Genomic DNA, 20,678 nt, shown 5'->3' with positions numbered 1-20,678 from the left:
TTAAACTGCGCGTCCTACGTGAAGCGGGTTTCGTGCAGCGCCGGATCGATAACCTTCGTCACGTTCCCCGCCGCATCGTACTCGAATTGGGTCGTGCGGTCCAAGGCATCGGTCGTAGCGAGGACCTGGTTGGTGGCCACGTCACGGAGCGACCGGGTCGTCTGCCCCTGGCCGTCGGTGCGGTCCAGCGTATAGCCCTGGCCGTTAAACCGGCTGGTCGTGACATGTCCCCGAGGATCCGTGACGGTGGTCTGCGTGATGACTCCGCTGCTCGTCTGGTAGGCGAATTGCCAGAGGCCGCCGTCCGCCTGGGTCTGTCGGCTCACCCGGCCCGCGCCGTCGTACTCGTTCGTCAGAAACGTGAAGCCCCGCGCATCGGTCAGCGTGAGCATGCGTCCCTGCGCGTCGTAGGTGTAGCGGGTGACGCCGCCTTCGGGATCCATGACCGTGGCGAGGCGGCCGCTGTTGTCATAGGCATAGGTCACGCGGCGCCCGAGGGGATCGAGGATCTCCGTGACGCGATCGTTGATATAGGTGAATTGCACCTGCCGGCCCACTGCGTCGGTAATCGTGGTGAGCGTACCGGTGGAGCCCGTGCGAGTGAAGGCGAGCTGGTTGCCGTTGCGGTCGGCTTGGGCGATGAGGAACGACACGTTGAGAGAGGGCGAGCCGAAGGTCCAGACAGTTCCATCCTTGAACCGGAGACTGTGCCCGCCGCCGCCTTCCGTGAGGACTGCGCCGCGGTAGGCCGGATCCGTCAGATTGCGGAACGTCCCGTCGGGTTGCTTGGGAAAGGCCACCCGGGCGCCGCCGGGCAACAGCAGCCGCCGCAGGTCTCCGTCCTGCCGCAGGATGACGTCGTAGGTATGGCTGGTGCCGAGGCCGAATGGACCCAGATTCGTCCCCAATGTCCGGTAGGTGCGCGTGATCGTCACCGGCAACCGCCCCGGTAGCACCAGGTCCGTCTTCTTGAGCACGAAGATTCCTGTGCCGAGGTCGACGGGATCGCCCCCTGCTTCTCCTTCACCTCCCGCCGCCACTGCCGGGCCGCCGACGAGCCCTGACACGAAATCCAACAGCTCCCGCAACCACGCGGGCATCACGGACCCGCAACAGAATCGCGGCTGGCCGAAGGGCTTCCCGGTGGCGGGATCGATGTCCGGTACGATCTGGCTGCCGTTGGCGGACACGGTGCCGGTGCCGTACTGCGCCATCTGGTTGGGCCGCGAGCCGTCCGGCGCCTCATCGTAATACCACAGCTCCACCTGTGTGCCGGGCGGCGCCCCGAGATCGTTGGGAAAGGTGATCGGGATTGGCTCGGACGGGGTGCCGCCCCCCGGTTTGTCGAAGTAGTCCATATAGCTGCTGACTCCGACACGGTCTCCGGGCAGCGGCGGGATGGGGGTGCGATCCAACGGCACCTGCCGGACGGAGATCCGCGTATTCGGCTGGTTGTCCCATCCGGTGATGACGGCGCCGGCGGGGATCGTCATTTGGAAACCGGGCAGTTCGGGATCGGTCACAAGCCGTTCGACGCTGCTATTGGAAATATCCACCAGGCCGGTGGTCTTTTGGAAATGCAGATGCGGCACGAAACTCAGTGCGTTGGCCTGCCCCGCAACGATTGTCACTTTGTAGGGAATCACCGGCAGACTGTGCTGCGGCGTGGAGGCCGGCCCGCCGTCGATGAGCAGCAGTTGCTCTGCGCCGACCGGCGGGTTCTGCATCGCAAAGTTGCCGCCGTCATCGGTGCTGACCTGCATCTCGCCCAGCGTGACGAGCGCGCCGTTGACCGGCTGATCGTCTTCATCCAGCACCAATCCCACGAGCATGGTCACGCCCGAGGCCAGCACCTGGGCGGTAACCGGCACCGAGCGTGTCGTCGACACACCGTTCACCAGTCCTGTCGCCGTCACGGTCAGCGATATCGGGCCGGCAGGAATGGCGCCGTTTGTCGTGACGGTCAGTCTCGTACTCTGTCCCGCCGTCAGTGTGGCGTTGCGGAACGACGCCGTCATCCCGCCGGGCAGACCCGTCGCGGCCAGGGTCGCCGCGTTGGTGAATCCGCCGCTGCCGGTAAGCGCGACGGCGAAGGAGGCCTCGCCGGATGATGGGATCGTGATTGTGGCAGGGAGGACGCTCAGCTGCATGTCTTGCGTCGGGATCACGACGAAATGGCCGGTCGAGGTCGCAGCCCCGCCGGTCGTGGCGACCGCCAGCGGGCCGGTCGTCGCGGTGGACGGCACGACTGCGGTCAGCGTCGTGGTGTTCTGGATTGTGACGTTCGTCGCGGCGGTGCCGTTGAAGGTGACGGATTGAACGTTCACGAAGTTCGTGCCGGTGACGGTCACCGTGACGCCTGCGCGGCCCGTCGCTGGCGAAAACCCGGTGATGGCCGGTGCCGCGAGCACGGTGAAGTTCGTGGCGCTGGTGGCTGTGCCGGCTGCCGTCGTGACAGTGATGGGGCCGGTCGTGGCACCAGGGGGAACCGTAGCGACAATGGTTGTCGCCGCTGCGGAGGTTACGACGGCGGTAACACCATTGAATTGAACCGTATTATTGGCTGGCACCGAATCGAAATTGGTTCCCGTGATCGTGACAGAGGTCCCGGCAGGGCCTTCCGTGGGCGTAAAGTTCGTGATAGTCGGCGTTTGTTGCGTCACGAGCGTGGCATCGAACCGAGCCTGGCGGCTCACAGCATCGAAGTACAGCCGCAGGCCGACGGCGTTGTTGTGGCCGGGGCACTTGGTGTCGTTGGGGTTCGTTCCGATGCGGGTGGAGATCTTGATCGCGAGCTGATCCGTCGTGCCGTCGAACGGGGTGGAGGGCACGGAGCCGAAGGCGACGGTGGCTTCCTTGGCTTGGTTGGCATTGCGCACAATCCCGGTGATGCAGCGGGTGAGGCCCGTCGCGATCACGGCGCCGTTCTTGAGCACCTCAGCCCGGAGATCGAATTGCGTGCCTTGATCGTCGCTGTTCTTCAAACCCAGCCAGACATGGAGATCACTCAGGGCGGTAAGCGTACCGGTCGTCAGGGATGACGCTGCCGGCCAGGTCCCGATATCCTTCCACAGGTTGCCGCCGTTGAAGTTCACCCCGGCTGAATCGCGGAACTTCGCGGTGGCGGCCGCCGGCGCGTTCGTATTCAGAAATAGGGTCGGCGGGTTGTTATCGGGTCCGGTGCCATGCAGAAAGAAGTCGGTGCCGGTTTGTGCCCGGACCACGGGGCTGGCCGCGAGTACGGCCAGCAGGCCGATCAGGAGGCCGCTCGATGCGTACCGCCTCGTCACCTCGCCGCCTCCTTCGATCCCTGCGTCCGAGCCTGAAGCTCGTGAAGAGCGGCGGCCACTTTCACCTGATCGTCGTACGACAACCGCGAGACCGGGATTTCTTTCCCCGACTTGGTCACGAGCGTGAGCGATGAGGACTCACCGAAGCCCGCCGCGATCAAGACCTGCTCAGCCGGCTCCCCGTCGATGATCGGCGCGAGTGCCGCCGTCAGTGTAAAGCCGGCGAAGACCTGGAGCGCACTGATCCACCCGTTAGGGAAGGTGACGTTGGCCGTGGCTGTCGACATCGCGAAGGAGCCGCTGCTGTTCACCGTCGTCGATACAGGCGCGGCGAACTGCGGAATCATCTTGACGGTATAGGACGTCGGCACCGGCGTATTCGTCGCCGTGAGAGTCACTGGCACAGGATTGGTCGCGGTCCCCGGCAGAATCACATCCGCGGTCGTGTAGGAGCCGCCAGGGGTCGGCGGCGGTGCCACTCCACCGACTGACGTGATGGTGAGCGTGGGAAGATTGATCAGTGCAGGAACGCTGTTTGCGGTGATGGGACCGAGGACATTGACGATGGACGCCGTCGGATTCGTCGGGGCGATGGGACCGGGCACGACGGTTTCAATTCGAATACGACCGGGGCCGCTGGGGATGCACGCGCCCAAGCCGAGGGCCTGGATCGTACCAGGGGCCGTCACTTCCGGAGCCACGAGACGGATGGCTCCTCCACTCCCATTTCCAATGCCACTCGGAGCGCAAAAATTTTGACCGCCGCCATTCGCCGTAATGGAGCCTGTGACCGTGATCTTGGTCGTGGACGAGAGCACGATCGCTCCGCCGCCGCCACCGCCGGAGCCGCCGGTAAAGGGACCGGGAGGACTTCCACCGATTCCTCCGTTCGTCCCACCTCCGCCGGAGCCACCAAAGAGTGGAATAAGCGAAACGAATGTCGCCGGTGCGCCGTAGGTTCCTCCCTGTACGGTCGTTCCATCGACGCCGGGATTGCCACCGCCGGGACCCTGACCACCGGATGCCGCATTGTTGGTCAGGCCCTTCATACCGCTTTGGCCGCCCCGAAACCCTCCCGGCCCCCCTGAGCCCCCAGGATTGACGGGCGGCGCCGATGGGGTAAAGTCCTGTAACATCCCGCTGACACCGTTCAGGTTCAGCACGCCGGCAATGACGACGTCACCGGTTGCAAGCATTGAACGCAAAGAAAAGGGGTCGGGAGTCTTTGTTCACGTACCCTTCGGTCGGCCCCGTGGGCGCAGCGTGGATTCCATCCCGAAGCGCTTCGCCATCCGTCGCACCCAACTCTCGTCGCCAAACGGCCGTCCGCGTTGCACACTCGTCCGAATCGCGTCCAACTCCGCGACGCCTTGCGCGCGATTCACCCGTGCGATCCAATCGCGCGGGACATCAATCGGCCAGTCGCTCAGCCACGCACTGAGTGTTCGATCGCTTTGTGCGCGACGCCAGAGACTCCCCCACTGCCACTCTTGAGCTCGGTCTACCAACTTGGCACGGAGCGCATTGCGCTCCACATAACGGGCGACTGTGAGAAAGTGCTCGTCCGTTTGCACCGGAAACGACTTAAAGCGGCCTTGATAGACCGGCCCTGTTCCAGCCGTCTTGTGATGGGCATGCCAGCGTTGGGTGTGTGTCACGGTGATCCACCGAAGGACTTCGGAGAGCTCTCCATCTCGTCGGGGCCACACCAGCAGATGCCAATGATTCGGCATCAGGCAATAGGCTGAAATGCGCAGGCGAGTGGCCGCATGGGCGTCGGCCAAAATCTTCTCGAACGCAGCATAGTCGGCGGGCTTCTGGAACAACGACAAGCGTCCGACACGGCGATTCAACACATGATAGGCAAGATCACCAGCAGCAAGACGAGGGCGGCGCGGCATGCGGAGTTATACTGTACGCCGACACTCATGTCAAGAAAAGACTCCCGACCCCTTTTATCCGACCCATGTGCAATCGAATCGCGTCCTCCGGAGATCGCACGCGATCGTAAGGAAGCCTTCGTATACACCGGGACAGAATGGATGGCAAGAAATATCTGTACGGAAATACGTGTATTTCCAGTCTGGCCGTATCCCCGTGTCGGATCAGGTTGCGCCGACGACTGTCTGACGCGTGGCACGGCCGCGCCTCCTTGAGCGTCGGTCGGTGGATAGATCGGGTGGGTCGTTGCTTGGTCAGGCTGGATGAGAGACGCGAGGGGTTTCTTCCCTCGATCCCGGCTGCGCCGGAGCCTTCGCCGGCGGGTCGAACCATCGGTCTTTCGGCACGACTTTCGGAGAATCCGGATCGCCGTCGTAGGCGGGAGTCATGAGCTGGATGCCGTGTTCGTTGAAGAGGTCCAGAATATTCTGGTGCAACGTCGTGTACACCAACCCCCTCGCCTGCGGGTTGTCGCAGTAGACGTTCAGTTCGTAGGTCACGGCGAAATCGCCCAGCGCTTTTTGGAGTACGAAGGGTGGCGGGGCTTTGAGCAGGCCTGGGGTGCGCTCCGCCGCCATGCGCAGGATCGCTTCGACCTGTCGCCAGGGGACTTCGTACCCGATGCCCACGGTCGTGTGCAGGATCAGTCCGTGCGACTTGGCGAGGGTGTTGTAGTTGATCACATGACTGTTCAGGATCAAGGAGTTCGGCACGACGATTTCTTCGTTCTTGGGCGTCCGCAAATGCGTGACCATCAGCCGCATCTCCACCACCTCTCCCTCAATATCTCCGACTTTGATCTTGTCCCCGAGCCGGTACGCCCGCCGGTAGGTCATCGTATAGCCGGCGATCATGTTGGCGATGAACGATGAAGAGCCGAGCGACACGATGACGCCCAGAAAGATCGAGATGCCTTTGAAGGCTTCGGACTGTGACCCGGGAATGTAGGGATAGGCAACCACAAGGACAAAGATGATCATCAGCAGCCGGACGATTCGATAGGTCGGCATGGCCCATTCGCGCTCGAACCCCGAAAGAGTCACGGTGCCGTGGTCGACGCCGGTGAAGAACAGCCTCACCACCTTGAGTCCGTAGCGGAATACGGCGATCAAAATGGCGAGGAAGATCAGGTTCGGCAACGTGTCGACGAAGGCCGCCCCCATGGTCCGGAGCGGTTCCAGCAAGATGGCAAAGAGCCGCAGCGCCAGGGGCCTCGTCCAGGGATATAACCCGAGGACAAGGTTCAAATACACATAGCCGAGGACGACTAACGTTCCGATGCGGACCGCATCGACCGCCCTGTGCAGGAGGGTGCGCACGCGCCTGGCCTGCACGAGCTGGAACGATTGGGCCTCCAGCCCTTCGATCCGAGCCCGGAAGCGGCGTTCTGCCGCCGCGTCGAACCATCGGAATCCCCGGCGGAGGGCCAGCACGACGCCGACGAGGATGATCGTCGCCACCCCGGCGTACGCGGTGTCGATCAGTAGGACCCGAGAGCTCCGTTCATGCCGATACGCGACGACGGCGTCGGCGACTCGGGCGCGAATATTCTCCGCAAGGATCTGCCGTGCGACGCCTTCGAGCTTCGCATCGCCGTCGAAGACACTCATCACGAAGCGGTCTCCGGCAAGAATCGTCGAGCGGTCTTCCGTCTCTTCGATGTGGATCGCATGGGGCTGAATCAAAGGATCCGCCGCGATCGCATGCATGCGGGCCATGATGTTGTGGGCGCGGCGATCGGCCGGGTACGCGGTCACCCCGTGGACGCGGAACAGGACTTCCCCGTCCATTGAGACTGTCGAGACCGTCTGCGCCGGGGTGGCATCGAGATCGAATGCGGCGGAAGGATGGGAAACGTTGGATGTGGCCGGCGTCGCCAAAGTTGGACAGGCGAGCAGGGCGACGCAGGCGAAGCGCGCAGCTCTCACAGTCATAGTCGGTCTACTCCCCTAATTCTGAGGCGCCGACCCAAGCGGCAACTCGACTTCTCCTTTCTCGTCGAACGGCAATTTGAAGCTGCTTGGAGAGTCGACGAAGGCGGTCCCCTTGAGCCGGTAGGTGAACTTGTTCTCGGCTGAACCTCCAGCACTCCCAAGGTTCTGGACCTGGCGCAAAAAGCTTCCCAGGCTTGTAATGACTTCGACGTTGACGACTTCGGACCCGAACCGCGGCACCGTGACGCGCTCACCCGACATGCCGTTGCCGAACTCCTTGCCGTTGAGTTCGATGTCACACCGCAGTCCGTTGATGCCCAGCTCTTTGTCGTTGGGGTTCTGAATCCGCAGCTGGACATCGAACCGCTGCTCAAAGAGGGCGAGGTCCTTGGGCGCGATGTTGGCGATGCTGATTTTGGGAGGCTCGATGTCGCGCGGCACCGTGGCGCAGCCCGACGCCAGGAGCGACGTGAGCAACCAGCACATGAGCCATCCGGTTCGCATTCGTGCCATGTGGCGACTCCTCTCGTGTCGCTCCGCAGTATGAGAAGCCCGGCGGCGCGGACAAGCCGGTACCGCCGGGCTTTACGCGTTCGGCATCACTTCATCATGCTGGTCAAGAAGCCCTGAGCCTGTTCGCCTCCCGCCGAGCCGACAAAGTCGGACAACACTTTCGAGAACTTTCCCACCTTGTCCCAACTCATACCGAGCTTGGAGTACGCGGCCTCCAAGCCGGCCCGATCGTTGATCGGCCCGGTGACGGCCCCGAGATCCTTGGCCGCCTTCATGTAGGTCTCTGTTCCGGGGACATACTTGGTCAACGTCTCGAAGTCCGGAGCCGTGAGCTTTTCTTTCGCCAGCGTCAGGGTGGATCCCAGCCCTCCCTTGGCTTGATTGGCCGTCACATCCAATTGGTGCGTGAGGATCTTCACCAATGGGTCCGTGACTCCTTTCGTCTCTATGCCGGAGCAGCCGGATCCGACGAGAAACGCACAGACCAAGAATCCCGTGAGAACGATGGAACGGTGCATACGATGCCTCCTTTCACATTTGCCGGCCATACCCTCAATGTCGGAGATGCCGGCGACGATGATATGACCTCTTAACTCTGCTGCGAGTCCGACCCCTGCCGCCCGCCCGTCGCGACGACCTATGTCGTCACCTTCGCCTGTGTCGGCGAGGGAACCGGCCCGGCCGAGGGCTCCGGCTCCTTACGCGTCACCCCCACGACCAAGCCGTTCTCAAGCCATTCCCGTTCGGACAGATGTCCGAACATGAAAATCAAGGCTCCCGCCAGACCTGACCAGCCGGTCTGATGACTGGCCCCGAGCCCCGCGCCATTGTCGCCGTGGAAATACTCATAAAACAAGACGTGATCCCGCCAATGCGGATCGGTCTGGAACGCCTTCGATCCTCCATAGACCGGACGGCGGCCCTGTGTGTCCCGCAAGAAGATGGCCGTGAGGCGCTTCGCCAATTCACACGCCACCTCGAACAGATTCATCTGCTTGCCGGATCCGGTCGGACACTCGACTTTGAAGTCGTCTCCGTAGAACAGATGAGACATCAGCAGGGCGCGAATGATCAGGAGATTGACCGGCATCCAAATGGGACCGCGCCAATTCGAGTTGCCCCCGAACATCCCCGTGTTGGATTCAGCCGGCAAGTACTGTACGCGGTACTCTTCGCCGTGCACCTGAAAGATAAACGGATGCTCGAGATGATGGCGGGACAGCGAGCGAATCCCGTAAGGACTCAAGAACCGATCCTCATCGAGCATCCGGGTCAACACCCGGCGCAACTTCGTTTCGTTCAGGATGGCGAGCAGTCGTCGATCTTTGACGCCGCGTTTGTCCGGCGGGGCGATTGTTTTGGTCAGCTGGGCATTGCGACTGACAAAACGCCGGGCATACGCGGTGGCATTCGGGAACCGAACAATGCATTCGTCGGGGATGATGGTCGTCGCGCACAGCGGCAGCAGTCCTACGAGCGACCGGACCTTGAGCCGCATCGCGTCGCCGTCAGGGAGGCGCAGCAGGTCGTAGAAGAAGCCGTCCTCTTCATCCCACATCTCATCCTGATTATCGCCGACTCGGTCCATGGAGGACGCGATTCTGAAGAAATGCTCGACGAATTTTCCGATCATCCCCTCGTACACGGGATCATGGGAGGCCAGTTCAAGGGTGATCTGCAGCATGTTCTGGCTGAACAGGGCCATCCAGGCGGTACCGTCGGCCTGCTCCAAACTCCCACCGGTCGGCAGCGGGGCACTGCGGTCGAACACGCCGATGTTGTCCAGCCCAAGAAACCCCCCTTCAAAGACGTTGCGCCCGCTTGGATCCTTGCGGTTGACCCACCACGTAAAGTTCAGCAAGAGCTTCTGGAACGCTTCCTTCAGAAACGCGATGTCGCCTTCGCCGCGCCGCTGCTTCTCAAGCGTATAGACGAACATGGTGGCCCAGGCGTGGACGGGCGGGTTGACGTCGCCGAAGTTCCATTCGTAGGCAGGAATCTGGCCGTTCGGATGCAGATACACTTCGTGCAGCATCAACTCGAGCTGTCTCTTCGCGAAATCGACGTCGACGATGGCCAAGGCGACCGTGTGGAAGGCCAAGTCCCATGCCGCATACCACGGGTACTCCCACTTGTCGGGCATGGAAATGACGTCGTCGTTGACCATATGGATCCATTGGCGATTGCGTAGGTGCAACGCTTTGACCGCTGCTCCCGCGTTCGCTTCATGCTCCTTGATCCATTGGTCCAGGTCGAAATAATAGTACTGTTTGCTCCAGAGCATCCCTGCCAATGCCTGGCGCATGACCCGTGCGGCGTCCTCGCCGGCCGTAGGAGGAGTGATCGAGGCGTAGAACTCGTCCGCTTCACGCCGGCGCTCGCTTATCACGCGGTCGAAGGCGTTTCCGAATAGGTCCTTGCGAGCGTCGCTGCTCTCTTCGAGAGGCGCCGACATGGTCAAGCGCAACCGGATGGTCTGGCTCTCCCCCCCGGGAATGGTCAGGCGGTAATGCGCCGCGGCCTTCGTTCCCGTGCGCATCGGGTTGACCGCCTGCTGCCGCCCTTGCACCACGTACTGATTGATCCCGTCTTTGACGTAGGGGCTCGCGTTGGGCTGATTGAACAAGCGTTCGGTGTTGGTGTCGTTCTCGGTAAACAACAGAGGAATGTCGCCTTCGCACCAAAGGTACCGGCGGCCCAATTCCGGATGCTCGGCGGTGATGACCGCCATCCCCTTCGGCTCGAGGCCTTGGCTCAGGCTCGGCTTGTCTTGGCCGGGAGCGTGGTGCCAGGTATTCCGGAACCACAGCGTCGGCAACAGGTGCAGGGAGGCGGCCTCCTTGCCCCGGTTGTGCGCCGTGACGGCGATCAAGATGTCTTCAGGCGAGGCCTTGGCATACTCGACAAAAATATCGAAATACCGGTCTTGGTCGAAGACGCCCGTGTCCAAGAGTTCGTACTCCTGCTCTTCTCTTGTGCGTGCGCGGTTCGTCTTGACCAAATCTTCGTAGGGATAGGCCGCCTGCGGGTACTTGTAGAGGTATTTCATGTACGAATGGGTCGGCGTGCTGTCGAGGTAGAAGTAGTATTCCTTGACGTCTTCGCCGTGGTTGCCTTCGCTGTTGGTCAGGCCGAACAAGCGTTCTTTGAGGATCGAGTCGCGACCGTTCCAGAACGCCAGGGCGAAGCAGAGCCGCTGCTTGTCGTCGGAGATTCCCCCCAGGCCGTCTTCTCCCCAGCGGTAGGCCCGGGAGCGCGCCTGGTCGTGGGTGAAATAGTCCCAGGCGTTCCCGTTTTCGCTGTAGTCCTCGCGAACCGTCCCCCATTGCCGCTCGCTCAGGTACGGACCCCACCGTCGCCAGACAACCGTATCCTTGCGAGCCGCCTCCAGACGACCGTGTTCCTCCGTCATGGCATCCTCCACATCGCATCCTCCACGCGATCGGACACATCCCTCAGGACCGGCGCTGCCGGCCGGGCCGATGGCCCAGCCACGTTATACAGCGAACGATTACGACGGCCTACTGTCAAATTTGACAGTAGTCACGAACAGAAGGATTCAACAGGGAATATCGACGGCGGGATCGCAGAGCAGTGGAGGAATCGTCTGCGGACGTATGAAGGAGGCGGGCGTGTCGCCCCCGCCCGGTGTGCTGTTGACCGGAGGCCCGCCGGGAAACCCGGGCAAACCGCGCCCGACCGTGCCGAACGACTTGCCGATGCTGGAACTCACGGCGGTGTTGGTCCCAGGCGCAACTTGGGCCGGCGTGGTCCCGCCGGCAGCTCCTGCCGCGGCCGCGGGCTCGGACAATGTCGCCGCCTGTTGAGACAGCGGGACGATGCTCTGCGTGCCGTTCAAAGACGGGGAGGTGCTCTGTGCCGTACCGATGGCCGGCAGGCTGAGCAGCAGACCTATCAGCACCAGCAGCCGGTTGATCAAACGCGGCATGCGGTCACCGAACCCACGGAGGTGCGGATGTCGGTGGGGGGGTCATCCGCTCGAGCGTGCCCGGCACCCGCTTCGGCGGTTCCGCCGGAAGCGGGAAACTTTCCGTGCCCACATCGCGCTTGAGGCGGACAACGAGGGCGCCCATAACGTCCCAGCGCTGAAAGTTCCTGCGCGACGAACGAGGATGCCGATTGTGGCAATCGACGCAGGACTGGACCAAGGCCAAGTCGGCCGAGAGGGCTTTGAACTGGTCGCCGTCCACGAAACCGACGAATCGCCGCTCCCGGTTCTTCTCCAACTGAATCAACGCATCCGCCTCCGCAGCCGTCTTGGGGCGGTTGGCGGGATTCAACGGTGCCAAGCCGATGAGCCCGATCTCGAATCCGTCGACTTGATCCGCCGCCCCTTTTACGAATTGGGCCGGAAGAGGTAGGAGATGGGCATTCTTCTCCCAGTCCTCCTGCGGCGTAAGGCCGCTCCCCTTCGTATGTTCGACGACTTGGAGCACGTAGGCGGTGCGGAAGGCCTTGACGACATCCAGAATGTAGCGGGCGGTGGTTTCAAAGGAGGGTTCCGCGGCACTCAGGGTCCAACCAAGTACCGTCAGCAGCCCGGCCAGACTGAACCCCGCACCCCAGCGCAGCTGTCGCATGCTGAAATTCCCAGGATCGACGAACCACGGATATCGGTAGGTCTGAACCAATCATGAAGCCTACCCGATCCGATTGTGGCCCGTCAACGCGCCGGACTTGGAACGTTCCTCGGCGCTATCGACGACTCGTCGGAGGGTGGTCCCCCCGTCGCTCACCGACTCCCAGATGCATGGCGGCAACGTCCAGTTCCTGCTCCAAGTGGTGGAGAATATCGTCGCTGATCGTCCCGTCGTTTCGCAGCGCGATCAGAGCCATCCGCTCCGCCGTCAGCACTTCATGGTGAAGGCGCTGAAACACTTCGTTCGAATCGCCTGCACCCGCTGCTCTTGACGCACCGATTCGGGACAATCCTTCCAACCGCCGGGTGTACTGATGACGCAATCGTTCGACTTGGTCCTCCGGGATTCCCTCCTCTCCGATCAATTGGTCGAGTCGACTCAACGCCGCGGTCGCCGCATGTTCACGCGCCAAACTTTCTTCCTGCTCCAAACCATGATCGGCCTGGAGCCTCAAGAGACGGATAAACGGCGGAAGGGAAAGACCCTGGACCACCAGCGTCGCAAGAATCACAATGAAGCTGATCAGAATAATTTCCGTTCTGAAGGGGAACGGCGCCCCGGCGGCTGTCGTCACCGGCAGCGCCAGGGCGGCGGCCAGCGTGACGATCCCTCTCATGCCGGTCCAAGCAATCAGAAAGAGGCTCGACCGGGGGGGCATGGGATCGCGGGCGCGCAAGGCGGCACTCAACCATCGAGGCACAACGGCTCCCAAGGGGACCCACACAATGCGCACCACGATCGCGGTGAGACTGACCCACGCTCCGGCCAGCAGGACCGGTCCGAACCGTCCTGCAGGCAACGCTTCCCGCAAGGCTCCGAGTTCCAATCCGATCAGGATAAAGATGACACCATTCAAAAGGAAGACCAACAGATTCCAGACAGCCTTGGCCTGGATCCGAGTCGAGGGCGCCACGGCATTGCTGAACTGCTGCCGCATGTAAATGCCCCCCGCGACACAGGCCAGCACAGCCGAGGCATGAACCGATTCGCCCAAGATCCAGGCGATATAGGGCGACAGCAACGTGATGGCAATGTGCGTATAGGCGTCTTCCGTGGCGCAGATGGACCAGCGGGCGAGCAATGCGACGCCGACCCCGATGGCCACCCCGGCGGTGGCCGCGAAGAAAAACTCCAGAACGGCGTGCCCCATCAGAAACGACCCGCTGACCGCCGCGCCGACGGCGGCCCGATACAGCACCAATGCCGTGGCGTCGTTCACGAGGCTCTCGCCCTCCAGAATCGTGACGACCCGGCGAGGAATGCGCAGCCTCCTGCTGATGGCTGTGGCGGAGACGGCATCCGGCGGAGACACGATGGCGCCCAACGCGATCGCCTCGGCCCACCCGATTCCGGGCAGCAGAGCACGGGCGACCATTGCCACCGCTCCGGTTGTCGCCAGCACCAATCCGACGGCCAACAGTAAAATCGGACGCAAATTGAGTCGAAAATCCCGCAGCGACGTAAAGTAGGCAGCGGCCCACAAGATCGGCGGCAAGAAGACGAGAAATACAAGATCGGGATCGATCGATACGGTGGGAAGGCCCGGGGTGACGCCCAACGCGAGACCACCGATTACAAGCAGAATCGGATACGGGATCTTGATCGTTTCGGCGATCGTCGTCAGCGCGAGGACCGCAGCGAGCAACAGGATGATGACTTCGAGTTGATGGAGACTCTGCATGCACGACCTCTGACGTAGGGTCGATGAGGTGGACGAGCCGGTGGAGAGACCAAGATACGCTGCTATAGCAAGGAAGACGAGAGGAAACAAGTTCCGAAGGAACTGAGCAGTCCGTGCCGTCGGACGGATCCTTACCTGACCGGCCGTGTGGGGACTAGAGATGGAATGAGGCGCGGATGCGACGCACCAGCTGCTCGGGCGGATCGGCAGCATCGAGGAGAAGGGCATCGCACGGCTCTTCAAGGGTCTGCAGCTGACTTTCGAGCAGCGTGTCCTTCATGAAATGACCTGAGCGATGGAGTAGACGCTCGTGGAGCAACGCGGGGGAGGCTTTCAGATACACCAACTGGACCAGCTGCCGACGGCCGTCCAGGACAAAATCCCGATAGGCGGCTTTGAGCAACGAGCAGGCCAAGACGACCGATTTTCCCTCGGCTATCCAACCGTCGATCGCGGTGCATATCCGCTCAAGCCAAGGATACCGATCAGAGTCGGTCAGCGGCCGACCGACAGACATCTTCTCGATGTTGGAACGGGAATGAAAGGAATCGCCGTCGATGAAGGTCCAATTGAGTTCCTGCGCGAGTCGAAGACCGATGGTGGTCTTCCCGGCTCCCGACACACCCATCAAGATAATGACGCGCGTCTCCGCCGGCATCCTCGATGATACGTTAATCGCCCCGAGCCATGTACAGTGCAGGCCCATCGGTATCGATGCACCGATCGGAATCCGACCGCTTCGCCGCGGTGCATCACCGCCTGCGTGTGCGCCATCGGGAAGCGAGAAAGCACCGCGCAGTGTGGTCGTTGACCATACCGATCGCCTGCATATACGCATAGATGATCGTACTGCCGACGAAGCGGAAGCCCCTCCGCTTGAGATCCCTGGACAGTGCATCGCTTTCGGCGGTCGATGTCGGGACCTTGCGGAGCGAGGTTCGCCGGCCCCGCGTGGAGACGCCTCCAACGAAGCGCCAGACGTAGGCATCGAACGACCCGAACTCCCGCTGGACGGCCAAGAGTGCGCGAGCGTTCGTGACAGCCGAATCGATTTTCAGCCGATTGCGGATGATGCCGGCATCTTTCAGAAGCGCCGCCCGCTTCTGAGCGTCGAACTGCGCCACTTTGGCGGGATTGAACCGAGCAAATGCTCGCCGATAGCCCTCGCGGCGGAGCAGGATGGTTTCCCAGGACAGGCCGGCTTGAGCCCCCTCCAATAGCAACATCTCGAAGTGGATTCGGTCATCGTGAACCGGCCTGCCCCACTCTTCGTCGTGATAGCGAATCAGGTGCGGTTTCTCACCGACCCATTCGCAGCGCACCCGTCGATCCATCAACGCGTCAGTCGACGATTTCAACCTTCTTCCCCATCGACTTGGCGCGCTTGAGACAGTCCGCGTCTGTCACGGAGCAGCGAAGCGTCTCCAGTTCCGATTCCTCCACGATTTCGACTTTCTTGCCCTGTGTCTGTGCCTGTTTGAGACAGCTCGTATCGGTCGCCACACACTTCACGGAATCGGCCGGCGGGGCCGTGACCACGTTCACTTGCTTTCCCTGTTCCTTGGCCCGCTTCAGACATTCCTGATCCGTCGCCACGCACTGGGCCGTCTCCTCTGTCTTATTGAGCCCCTTATCGATCGTCTGGTCGATGCGCTGGTTCACGCGGTCCCGCGCCTTGCGTTCTGCGCTGCCCTTTGCCTTGTCAAAAAGCCCTTCAAAGATGCCCTCAGCCTGCGCGACGGATGCCCCGCACAACAGACCGCACAGCATGAGGATCCTCAGTCGACGGCTTGCCATCATCTTCCCTCCTTCTGCTCCCGGCGTGAATGGAGGAATTTGTGCCGGCAGCGTCACTCTACCATATCGTTTTGGCGTAGCAATAGGCAGGACCTCGGGTGTCGCTCTGACCGAACCCACCGGGATCCTGTCGATGGGACCGGGTGTCCGATTCGCAACATCCGGATTTTTGCGTCGTCGGGGCTCCGAATCGGATTGCGCGTTCTCGTGTTCGGTAAGGGCGGGCAATGCTGGACCGGTTCGGCACCGGAGATCAGCTAAAATTGGACGTAATGATAGGGGCCAAACGTGCGTCGGCAACCGACCAGAAAATAATCGCCGACCGATGGGACCTGAACGGGCTTGACCCAACGGACGTCAAAGACCAACAGCGTCTTTCGCCCGAGCCCCTGGGATGTATGCACTTCCAGCATCTTGGTCGGCATCGGAGCGCGGTCCATAAGGAGGAGGATTCCCTCCTGACTGTGATCAAGCGCGACGGTTTCTCCCACTTGAGTGGTCGGAGAGAATTCGTCCGGTGACTCACTGGCCTCGTAGGAACAGGGCTTCCACTGTTCCACGCGCGGCTCCCGACGACGTTCCCCTTCGTCCTTCGGGGCCGCACTGACGCGCACCGAGCTGTGCCGTAATCCGGGCTGGCGGACCACCTGCTCGATGCGTACTCGATGCTGGTCAAAAAAATCACTGATCACGGGGTCGCTACCGTCTTTAGGCGGGATATTATGCCGCATTCATACCGGTCAAGCAACCCTCACCAACGCGGGGATCAACCGACCACCTCACCCTCTCGGCGAGTGTTATTGGTACCAAACTATCCTCTGGGCAAATCAACCGTGCAGTGAAGATTCGGTCTCGTCGCCCCGGCTCGCGGACTCGCGGGGAGGCATCATTTGTGGTAGCGTCACCGCAAGCCTGCACGCTGCGACACAGGGGTTGACCCGACCAATCGATCGTCGTCCTACCATGAACCTGACACAGAGGAACGCGCGAATATCGGAACGACGACGCGGCGCGGCATCGAGCGCCGATGTTGGATAGCGCGCACGCCTTTGAAAGGAGGAGATCCACATGACCCAACTGACCGCTCAACAGGTGATCGACTCACAAAGACAGGGCTGGAATCGTGTGGCCTCCGGGTGGGAAAAATGGGACCAATTCTTCGAGGAGCAAATGGCCTACGTGAACCATCGCCTGATCGGTGATGCCCGCATCAAACACGGACAGCGCGTGCTGGATCTCGGATCCGGCACCGGTTATCCGGCACTATTGGCGGCTGAAATGGTGGGGACTGCCGGAAATGTAACCGGCATGGACGTGGCCGAGCAGATGCTCGAGGTGGCCGGCCGTAAAGCAACACGGTTGGGTCTCACCAATGTCACGTTCCAACCGGGCGATGTCACACATCTCCCATTCGACGCCGACATATTCGATGCCATTACCAGTCGATTTTGCCTGATGTTTCTCCCGGAGATTCCTAAAGCCGCAGCAGAAATCAGCCGGGTCTTAAAGCCCGGTGGATGGGTCGCGGCAGCCGTCTGGTCGACGGCCGACAAGAATCCCTCTATTCGCCTCGCGATGGAGACAATCAAAGACTTCGTTCCCGTTCCACCGCCTGATCCGTCCGCTCCTGGATTTTTCCGGCTGGCCAAACCGAGCGAGCTGGCGGACATGTTTCAGCACGCCGGATTGGTCGATGTGGCGGACCAGGAATTCCTCGGTGAGTGGTCCTATACCTCGGAAGCTCAGTATGTCAGAAGCCTGCTGGAGCTTGCCGCGCCGATCCAGAATCTCATGGCGTCCCTCTCCCCGACGCAGGTGGAGGAAACCACGCGGCGGTTGAACCGTGCGGTCGCGGCATACCGGCGCGGCGATCGACTCACCTTCCCGATCGCGGTCCGGATAGTAGCGGGGCGAAAACCGTCATGAGCCGTACCTGGTCGTTGCCGATGCCGATGGTGCCGGCGCTGGACACAATTCGCCGCGATACGTCCGTCCCCGACTCTGCGCCCACCGTCGCCTCATACAGCAGGGTCGGGGTCGTGATGGACGCGAAGGTACACCGAAGGGTCTGTTTGCTGGCCGGCTGGACCCTGTGCCTGCTTGTAGCGACGGCTTGGGCAGCGAACGATCCAGCGGTGCCGCTGCTCTGGCGCGAGATGCGCGACCAGGCCTCGCAAGGGCGGCCCTTTCCACCCAAGAAGCCCTGGGTCATCCGCGAACGGGAAATCGTCTTCGACCCTCAGCTCTTAGCACTCCTGAAAAACGCCGCCGCGCGGCCAATTCCTCCGATCGCGATCGACTTGTTTCACGACGGCACCTATGAGATCGCCGTCAGTTCCAGCCTGGCACGTCTGTCGGACATATCAACAGTGCGAGGCTCGCTGAAGCATGCGCCGAAGGCGAGTTGGTCGTTGATCATCACCGGAAACGTGGTGAACGGCACGGTGCAGGTCGGAGACCGGCTCTACAAGATTGAGCATGTGTTCAATGGACGACATCGCCTTCTGGAGGTCGACCCGGCCAAGATGCCGCCGGACTAGCCCCAAGCCGGAGCGGTCACCTGACGCTGCCATCGGCTATTGATCGCAGACGCCCTGTTGTCGCGGAGATAGACCGTGCGTCACATCCTGTCGGAGATCCATGTCCAACCGCATCGGCTGACAACTGTTGCGAGACTCGAATCCGGGAACGTGACGTGCCCTGACTTGTCCGATTCCGCAGAGCCCCCTGTCCTCTTCGAGATCCCCCCGGCAAGCGCGACGCTCCGGCTTGAGCCGGCCTGTGCACAGTTCCATCGTGCGCCCTCGCTCCACCTACGGCACGACGGAAGCGGACTCTTCCTGCAGCGGAGCAATCACCGGATGAGAGCCGTCGCTCGACAGACCTTCGTGGCTTGCTCAGGCGACGGCATGTCTGCTAAGGTGGCCCGCGACAGTGACGCGACAATTCCCGTTGAATGCCTCGGATGGTGTGGGACCCCAAAGATCCTTGGAGCAAGAGAAGCGACCCGCTTGAGGATGTCCTTCGGCAGGCGCAGTCTCAATTCAGGAATTTCCTGCCCTCCGGAGGCGTTCGGAACATTCTCCTCGCGGGGTTGCTGATCTTCCTCGTCTGGCAGAGCGCCTTCATCGTCGGGCCTGATGAAGAAGGTGTCGTGAAGCGTTTCGGCATTCCCGTGCGAACCCTTGGCCCCGGCCCTCACCTGAAAATTCCTCTGATCGAAACGGTGCTCCAACCGAAAGTCGCCAAGCTCCATCGCGTGGAAATCGGATTCCGGACCGATCGGCAGGCTCGCCAGCAGATGGTTCCCCAGGAAGCCCTCATGCTGACGGGAGACATGAACATCCTCGCCATCGAATTCATCGTGCAGTACAAGATAAAGGAAGCCGCCAATTATCTTTTCAACGTGGCGGATATCCATGACACCATCGGCAAGGCAGCGGAAGCGTCGATGCGCGAAGTGATCGGCAAGAGCAAGATCGACGAAGCCCTGACAACGGGCAAGGCTCAGATTCAGCAGGACACTCAAGATCTGTTGCAGCGGATTCTGGACCAATACCAAGCCGGTGTGCAGATTGCGGCAATCCAACTCCAAGATGTGGACCCCCCAGAGGCGGTGGCGGCGGCCTTCAAGGATGTGACAAACGCCAAGGAAGACCGGGAGAAACTCATAAATCAGGCAGTGGGCTATCGGAACGATATTCTGCCCAGGGCAAAAGGTGAAGCGGCCCAAACAGTCAACCAAGCCAAAGGCTACGCCCAGGCCCGCCTGAACCGCGCTCAAGGTGAGACAAACCGTTTCCTCGCCACGCTAAAGGAATACAACCAGGCCAAAGACACGATCAGTAAGCGGATCTATATCGAGACCATGGAAGAGATTCTTCCCAAAATCGAGAAAATCATCATCGATGGGAAAGCCGGGGAGCGGATGCTTCCCTATCTGCCGCTCGACCGTCAATCCAAGAAGACTTCGCCCTCGCCGGAAGGAGTCAAACCGTGAGCAAGCAAGGCTTAACCATCGCGATGCTCGCCGTGCTGTTCGCGTTGTTTGTGCTGGGCGCTTCCCCCTTGTTCGTAGTCGACGTTACCCAGACTGCCATCGTCGTGCAGCTTGGGAAACCCATCCGTACCGTGACGGAACCAGGCTTATATGTGAAGGTGCCTTTCGCGCAGGAAGTCACCTACTTTGACAAACGGTTGCTGGATTATGATTCCGACGCGCAAGACGTGATCACCCAAGACAAGAAAACGTTGCTTTTGGACAATTTCGCCAAATGGCACATCACCGACCCCCTGAAGGTGTATCAGAATTTCCAAAGTCAGCGCGGAGCGCTGCAACGGCTGCATGACATCATTTATTCGGAGCTTCGGGTGGAGTTGGGCAGGCACGATCTACTCGAGATCGTCTCAACCGCTCGCGCCGAGCTCATGCGAGTCGTGACGCAACGGGCAAACGAAAAGGCGTCGGGCTACGGCATTGCGATCCAGGATGTGAGGATCAAACGGGCGGACCTTCCGCAGGAAAATGAAAAGACCGTCTTCCAGCGCATGCAAGCGGAACGGGAACAACAGGCCAAGCAGTACCGGGCGGAAGGGGCCGAAGAGGCCCAAAAAATCCGGTCCGACGCGGAGAAGGACAAGGAGATTCTACTCGCCCAAGCGTATAAAGAATCGGAAGAACTGCGCGGAGAGGGAGACGCCAAGGCCTTTCGCATCTACGCGGACGCCTATCGACAAGATCCGAAATTCTTTGATTTTACCCGATCGATGGAAGCGTACAAGAAATCCTTGGAGGACAAGACCACCTTGGTTCTAAGCCCCGACTCAGAGTTCTTCCACTATCTCAAACAACGCTGACGAC

18 protein-coding genes are annotated in these 20,678 nt (G+C 61.2%); 4 read left to right on the top strand and 14 right to left on the bottom strand.

Annotated elements, in window-relative coordinates; translation table 11 throughout:
- Nucleotides 1-14: 14 nt before the first annotated feature.
- The 14 genes from P0111_03585 to P0111_03520 all read right to left on the bottom strand — a co-directional run bounded on the left by P0111_03585 (nucleotide 15) and on the right by P0111_03520 (nucleotide 16,509).
- Nucleotides 15-3,290, bottom strand: a complete 3,276-nt coding sequence (locus tag P0111_03585; GenBank protein ID MDF0643088.1) for an IPT/TIG domain-containing protein — start codon at nucleotides 3,288-3,290, stop codon at nucleotides 15-17.
- Entirely contained in the window at nucleotides 3,287-4,486 is a 1,200-nt protein-coding gene (locus tag P0111_03580) for a hypothetical protein (protein MDF0643087.1), read from the bottom strand. Before P0111_03580 ends, P0111_03585 begins: the two co-directional genes overlap by 4 nt.
- A gap of 33 nt (nucleotides 4,487-4,519) precedes the next feature.
- Nucleotides 4,520-5,191 (bottom strand): transposase, encoded by a 672-nt coding sequence (locus tag P0111_03575; protein MDF0643086.1) that lies wholly within the window; start codon nucleotides 5,189-5,191, stop codon nucleotides 4,520-4,522.
- A gap of 294 nt (nucleotides 5,192-5,485) precedes the next feature.
- Nucleotides 5,486-7,165, bottom strand: coding sequence for a mechanosensitive ion channel family protein (locus P0111_03570; protein MDF0643085.1), 1,680 nt, complete (start codon nucleotides 7,163-7,165; stop codon nucleotides 5,486-5,488).
- A gap of 15 nt (nucleotides 7,166-7,180) precedes the next feature.
- Nucleotides 7,181-7,678: an LEA type 2 family protein gene (locus tag P0111_03565; protein ID MDF0643084.1), complete on the bottom strand. Its 498-nt coding sequence runs from the start codon at nucleotides 7,676-7,678 to the stop codon at nucleotides 7,181-7,183.
- Between the two features lie 86 nt (nucleotides 7,679-7,764).
- Nucleotides 7,765-8,196, bottom strand: coding sequence for a DUF2780 domain-containing protein (locus tag P0111_03560; GenBank protein MDF0643083.1), 432 nt, complete (start codon nucleotides 8,194-8,196; stop codon nucleotides 7,765-7,767).
- A gap of 119 nt (nucleotides 8,197-8,315) precedes the next feature.
- A complete protein-coding gene (locus P0111_03555) occupies nucleotides 8,316-11,090 on the bottom strand; it encodes a glucosidase (GenBank protein MDF0643082.1) in 2,775 nt (924 codons plus the stop codon).
- Between the two features lie 147 nt (nucleotides 11,091-11,237).
- A complete protein-coding gene (locus tag P0111_03550; protein MDF0643081.1) occupies nucleotides 11,238-11,627 on the bottom strand; it encodes a hypothetical protein in 390 nt (129 codons plus the stop codon).
- A 4-nt stretch (nucleotides 11,628-11,631) separates the two neighbouring features.
- Nucleotides 11,632-12,279 (bottom strand): DUF3365 domain-containing protein, encoded by a 648-nt coding sequence (locus tag P0111_03545; protein ID MDF0643080.1) that lies wholly within the window; start codon nucleotides 12,277-12,279, stop codon nucleotides 11,632-11,634.
- A gap of 115 nt (nucleotides 12,280-12,394) precedes the next feature.
- Nucleotides 12,395-14,020 (bottom strand): Na+/H+ antiporter, encoded by a 1,626-nt coding sequence (locus P0111_03540; GenBank protein MDF0643079.1) that lies wholly within the window; start codon nucleotides 14,018-14,020, stop codon nucleotides 12,395-12,397.
- A 154-nt stretch (nucleotides 14,021-14,174) separates the two neighbouring features.
- Nucleotides 14,175-14,678: a gluconokinase gene (locus P0111_03535; protein ID MDF0643078.1), complete on the bottom strand. Its 504-nt coding sequence runs from the start codon at nucleotides 14,676-14,678 to the stop codon at nucleotides 14,175-14,177.
- 94 nt (nucleotides 14,679-14,772) lie between these two features.
- Nucleotides 14,773-15,378 (bottom strand): DNA-3-methyladenine glycosylase I, encoded by a 606-nt coding sequence (locus tag P0111_03530; protein MDF0643077.1) that lies wholly within the window; start codon nucleotides 15,376-15,378, stop codon nucleotides 14,773-14,775.
- Complete coding sequence (locus tag P0111_03525) at nucleotides 15,362-15,820, bottom strand: hypothetical protein (protein MDF0643076.1); 459 nt, start codon at nucleotides 15,818-15,820, stop codon at nucleotides 15,362-15,364. The genes P0111_03530 and P0111_03525 overlap by 17 nt, the downstream gene beginning before the upstream one ends.
- 254 nt (nucleotides 15,821-16,074) lie before the next feature.
- Entirely contained in the window at nucleotides 16,075-16,509 is a 435-nt protein-coding gene (locus P0111_03520; protein ID MDF0643075.1) for a hypothetical protein, read from the bottom strand.
- 376 nt (nucleotides 16,510-16,885) lie between these two features.
- Between P0111_03520 and P0111_03515 the strand changes: the two genes are divergently transcribed.
- The 4 genes from P0111_03515 (at nucleotide 16,886) to hflC (ending at nucleotide 20,674) form a co-directional block, all read left to right on the top strand.
- Nucleotides 16,886-17,743 carry a class I SAM-dependent methyltransferase gene (locus P0111_03515; protein MDF0643074.1) on the top strand — a complete coding sequence of 286 codons (858 nt, stop codon included), beginning with the start codon at nucleotides 16,886-16,888 and terminating at the stop codon, nucleotides 17,741-17,743.
- Nucleotides 17,740-18,357 (top strand): hypothetical protein, encoded by a 618-nt coding sequence (locus P0111_03510; GenBank protein MDF0643073.1) that lies wholly within the window; start codon nucleotides 17,740-17,742, stop codon nucleotides 18,355-18,357. The genes P0111_03515 and P0111_03510 overlap by 4 nt, the downstream gene beginning before the upstream one ends.
- 416 nt (nucleotides 18,358-18,773) lie before the next feature.
- Complete coding sequence (gene hflK / locus P0111_03505) at nucleotides 18,774-19,817, top strand: FtsH protease activity modulator HflK (protein ID MDF0643072.1); 1,044 nt, start codon at nucleotides 18,774-18,776, stop codon at nucleotides 19,815-19,817.
- Complete coding sequence (gene hflC, locus P0111_03500) at nucleotides 19,814-20,674, top strand: protease modulator HflC (protein MDF0643071.1); 861 nt, start codon at nucleotides 19,814-19,816, stop codon at nucleotides 20,672-20,674. The genes hflK and hflC overlap by 4 nt, the downstream gene beginning before the upstream one ends.
- Nucleotides 20,675-20,678 lie beyond the last annotated feature (4 nt).

This window comes from Nitrospira sp. (genome assembly GCA_029194535.1).
In the GTDB taxonomy this organism is placed as follows: Bacteria; Nitrospirota; Nitrospiria; order Nitrospirales; family Nitrospiraceae; genus Nitrospira_C.
This window is presented reverse-complemented; position numbering and strand designations above follow the sequence as displayed.

Excerpts from the sequence above, each read along its gene's own strand:
- P0111_03565 (MDF0643084.1), bottom strand. The coding sequence starts at position 7,678 with ATGGCACGAATGCGAACCGGATGGCTCATGTGCTGGTTGCTCACGTCG.
- P0111_03555 (MDF0643082.1), bottom strand. The coding sequence starts at position 11,090 with ATGACGGAGGAACACGGTCGTCTGGAGGCGGCTCGCAAGGATACGGTT.
- P0111_03535 (MDF0643078.1), bottom strand. The coding sequence starts at position 14,678 with ATGCCGGCGGAGACGCGCGTCATTATCTTGATGGGTGTGTCGGGAGCC.
- P0111_03560 (MDF0643083.1), bottom strand. The coding sequence starts at position 8,196 with ATGCACCGTTCCATCGTTCTCACGGGATTCTTGGTCTGTGCGTTTCTC.
- P0111_03545 (MDF0643080.1), bottom strand. The coding sequence starts at position 12,279 with ATGCGACAGCTGCGCTGGGGTGCGGGGTTCAGTCTGGCCGGGCTGCTG.
- P0111_03570 (MDF0643085.1), bottom strand. The coding sequence starts at position 7,165 with ATGACTGTGAGAGCTGCGCGCTTCGCCTGCGTCGCCCTGCTCGCCTGT.
- hflK (MDF0643072.1), top strand. The coding sequence starts at position 18,774 with ATGCCTCGGATGGTGTGGGACCCCAAAGATCCTTGGAGCAAGAGAAGC.
- P0111_03575 (MDF0643086.1), bottom strand. The coding sequence starts at position 5,191 with ATGCCGCGCCGCCCTCGTCTTGCTGCTGGTGATCTTGCCTATCATGTG.
- P0111_03580 (MDF0643087.1), bottom strand. The coding sequence starts at position 4,486 with ATGCTTGCAACCGGTGACGTCGTCATTGCCGGCGTGCTGAACCTGAAC.
- P0111_03515 (MDF0643074.1), top strand. The coding sequence starts at position 16,886 with ATGACCCAACTGACCGCTCAACAGGTGATCGACTCACAAAGACAGGGC.
- P0111_03510 (MDF0643073.1), top strand. The coding sequence starts at position 17,740 with ATGAGCCGTACCTGGTCGTTGCCGATGCCGATGGTGCCGGCGCTGGAC.
- P0111_03525 (MDF0643076.1), bottom strand. The coding sequence starts at position 15,820 with ATGATGGCAAGCCGTCGACTGAGGATCCTCATGCTGTGCGGTCTGTTG.
- P0111_03550 (MDF0643081.1), bottom strand. The coding sequence starts at position 11,627 with ATGCCGCGTTTGATCAACCGGCTGCTGGTGCTGATAGGTCTGCTGCTC.
- P0111_03540 (MDF0643079.1), bottom strand. The coding sequence starts at position 14,020 with ATGCAGAGTCTCCATCAACTCGAAGTCATCATCCTGTTGCTCGCTGCG.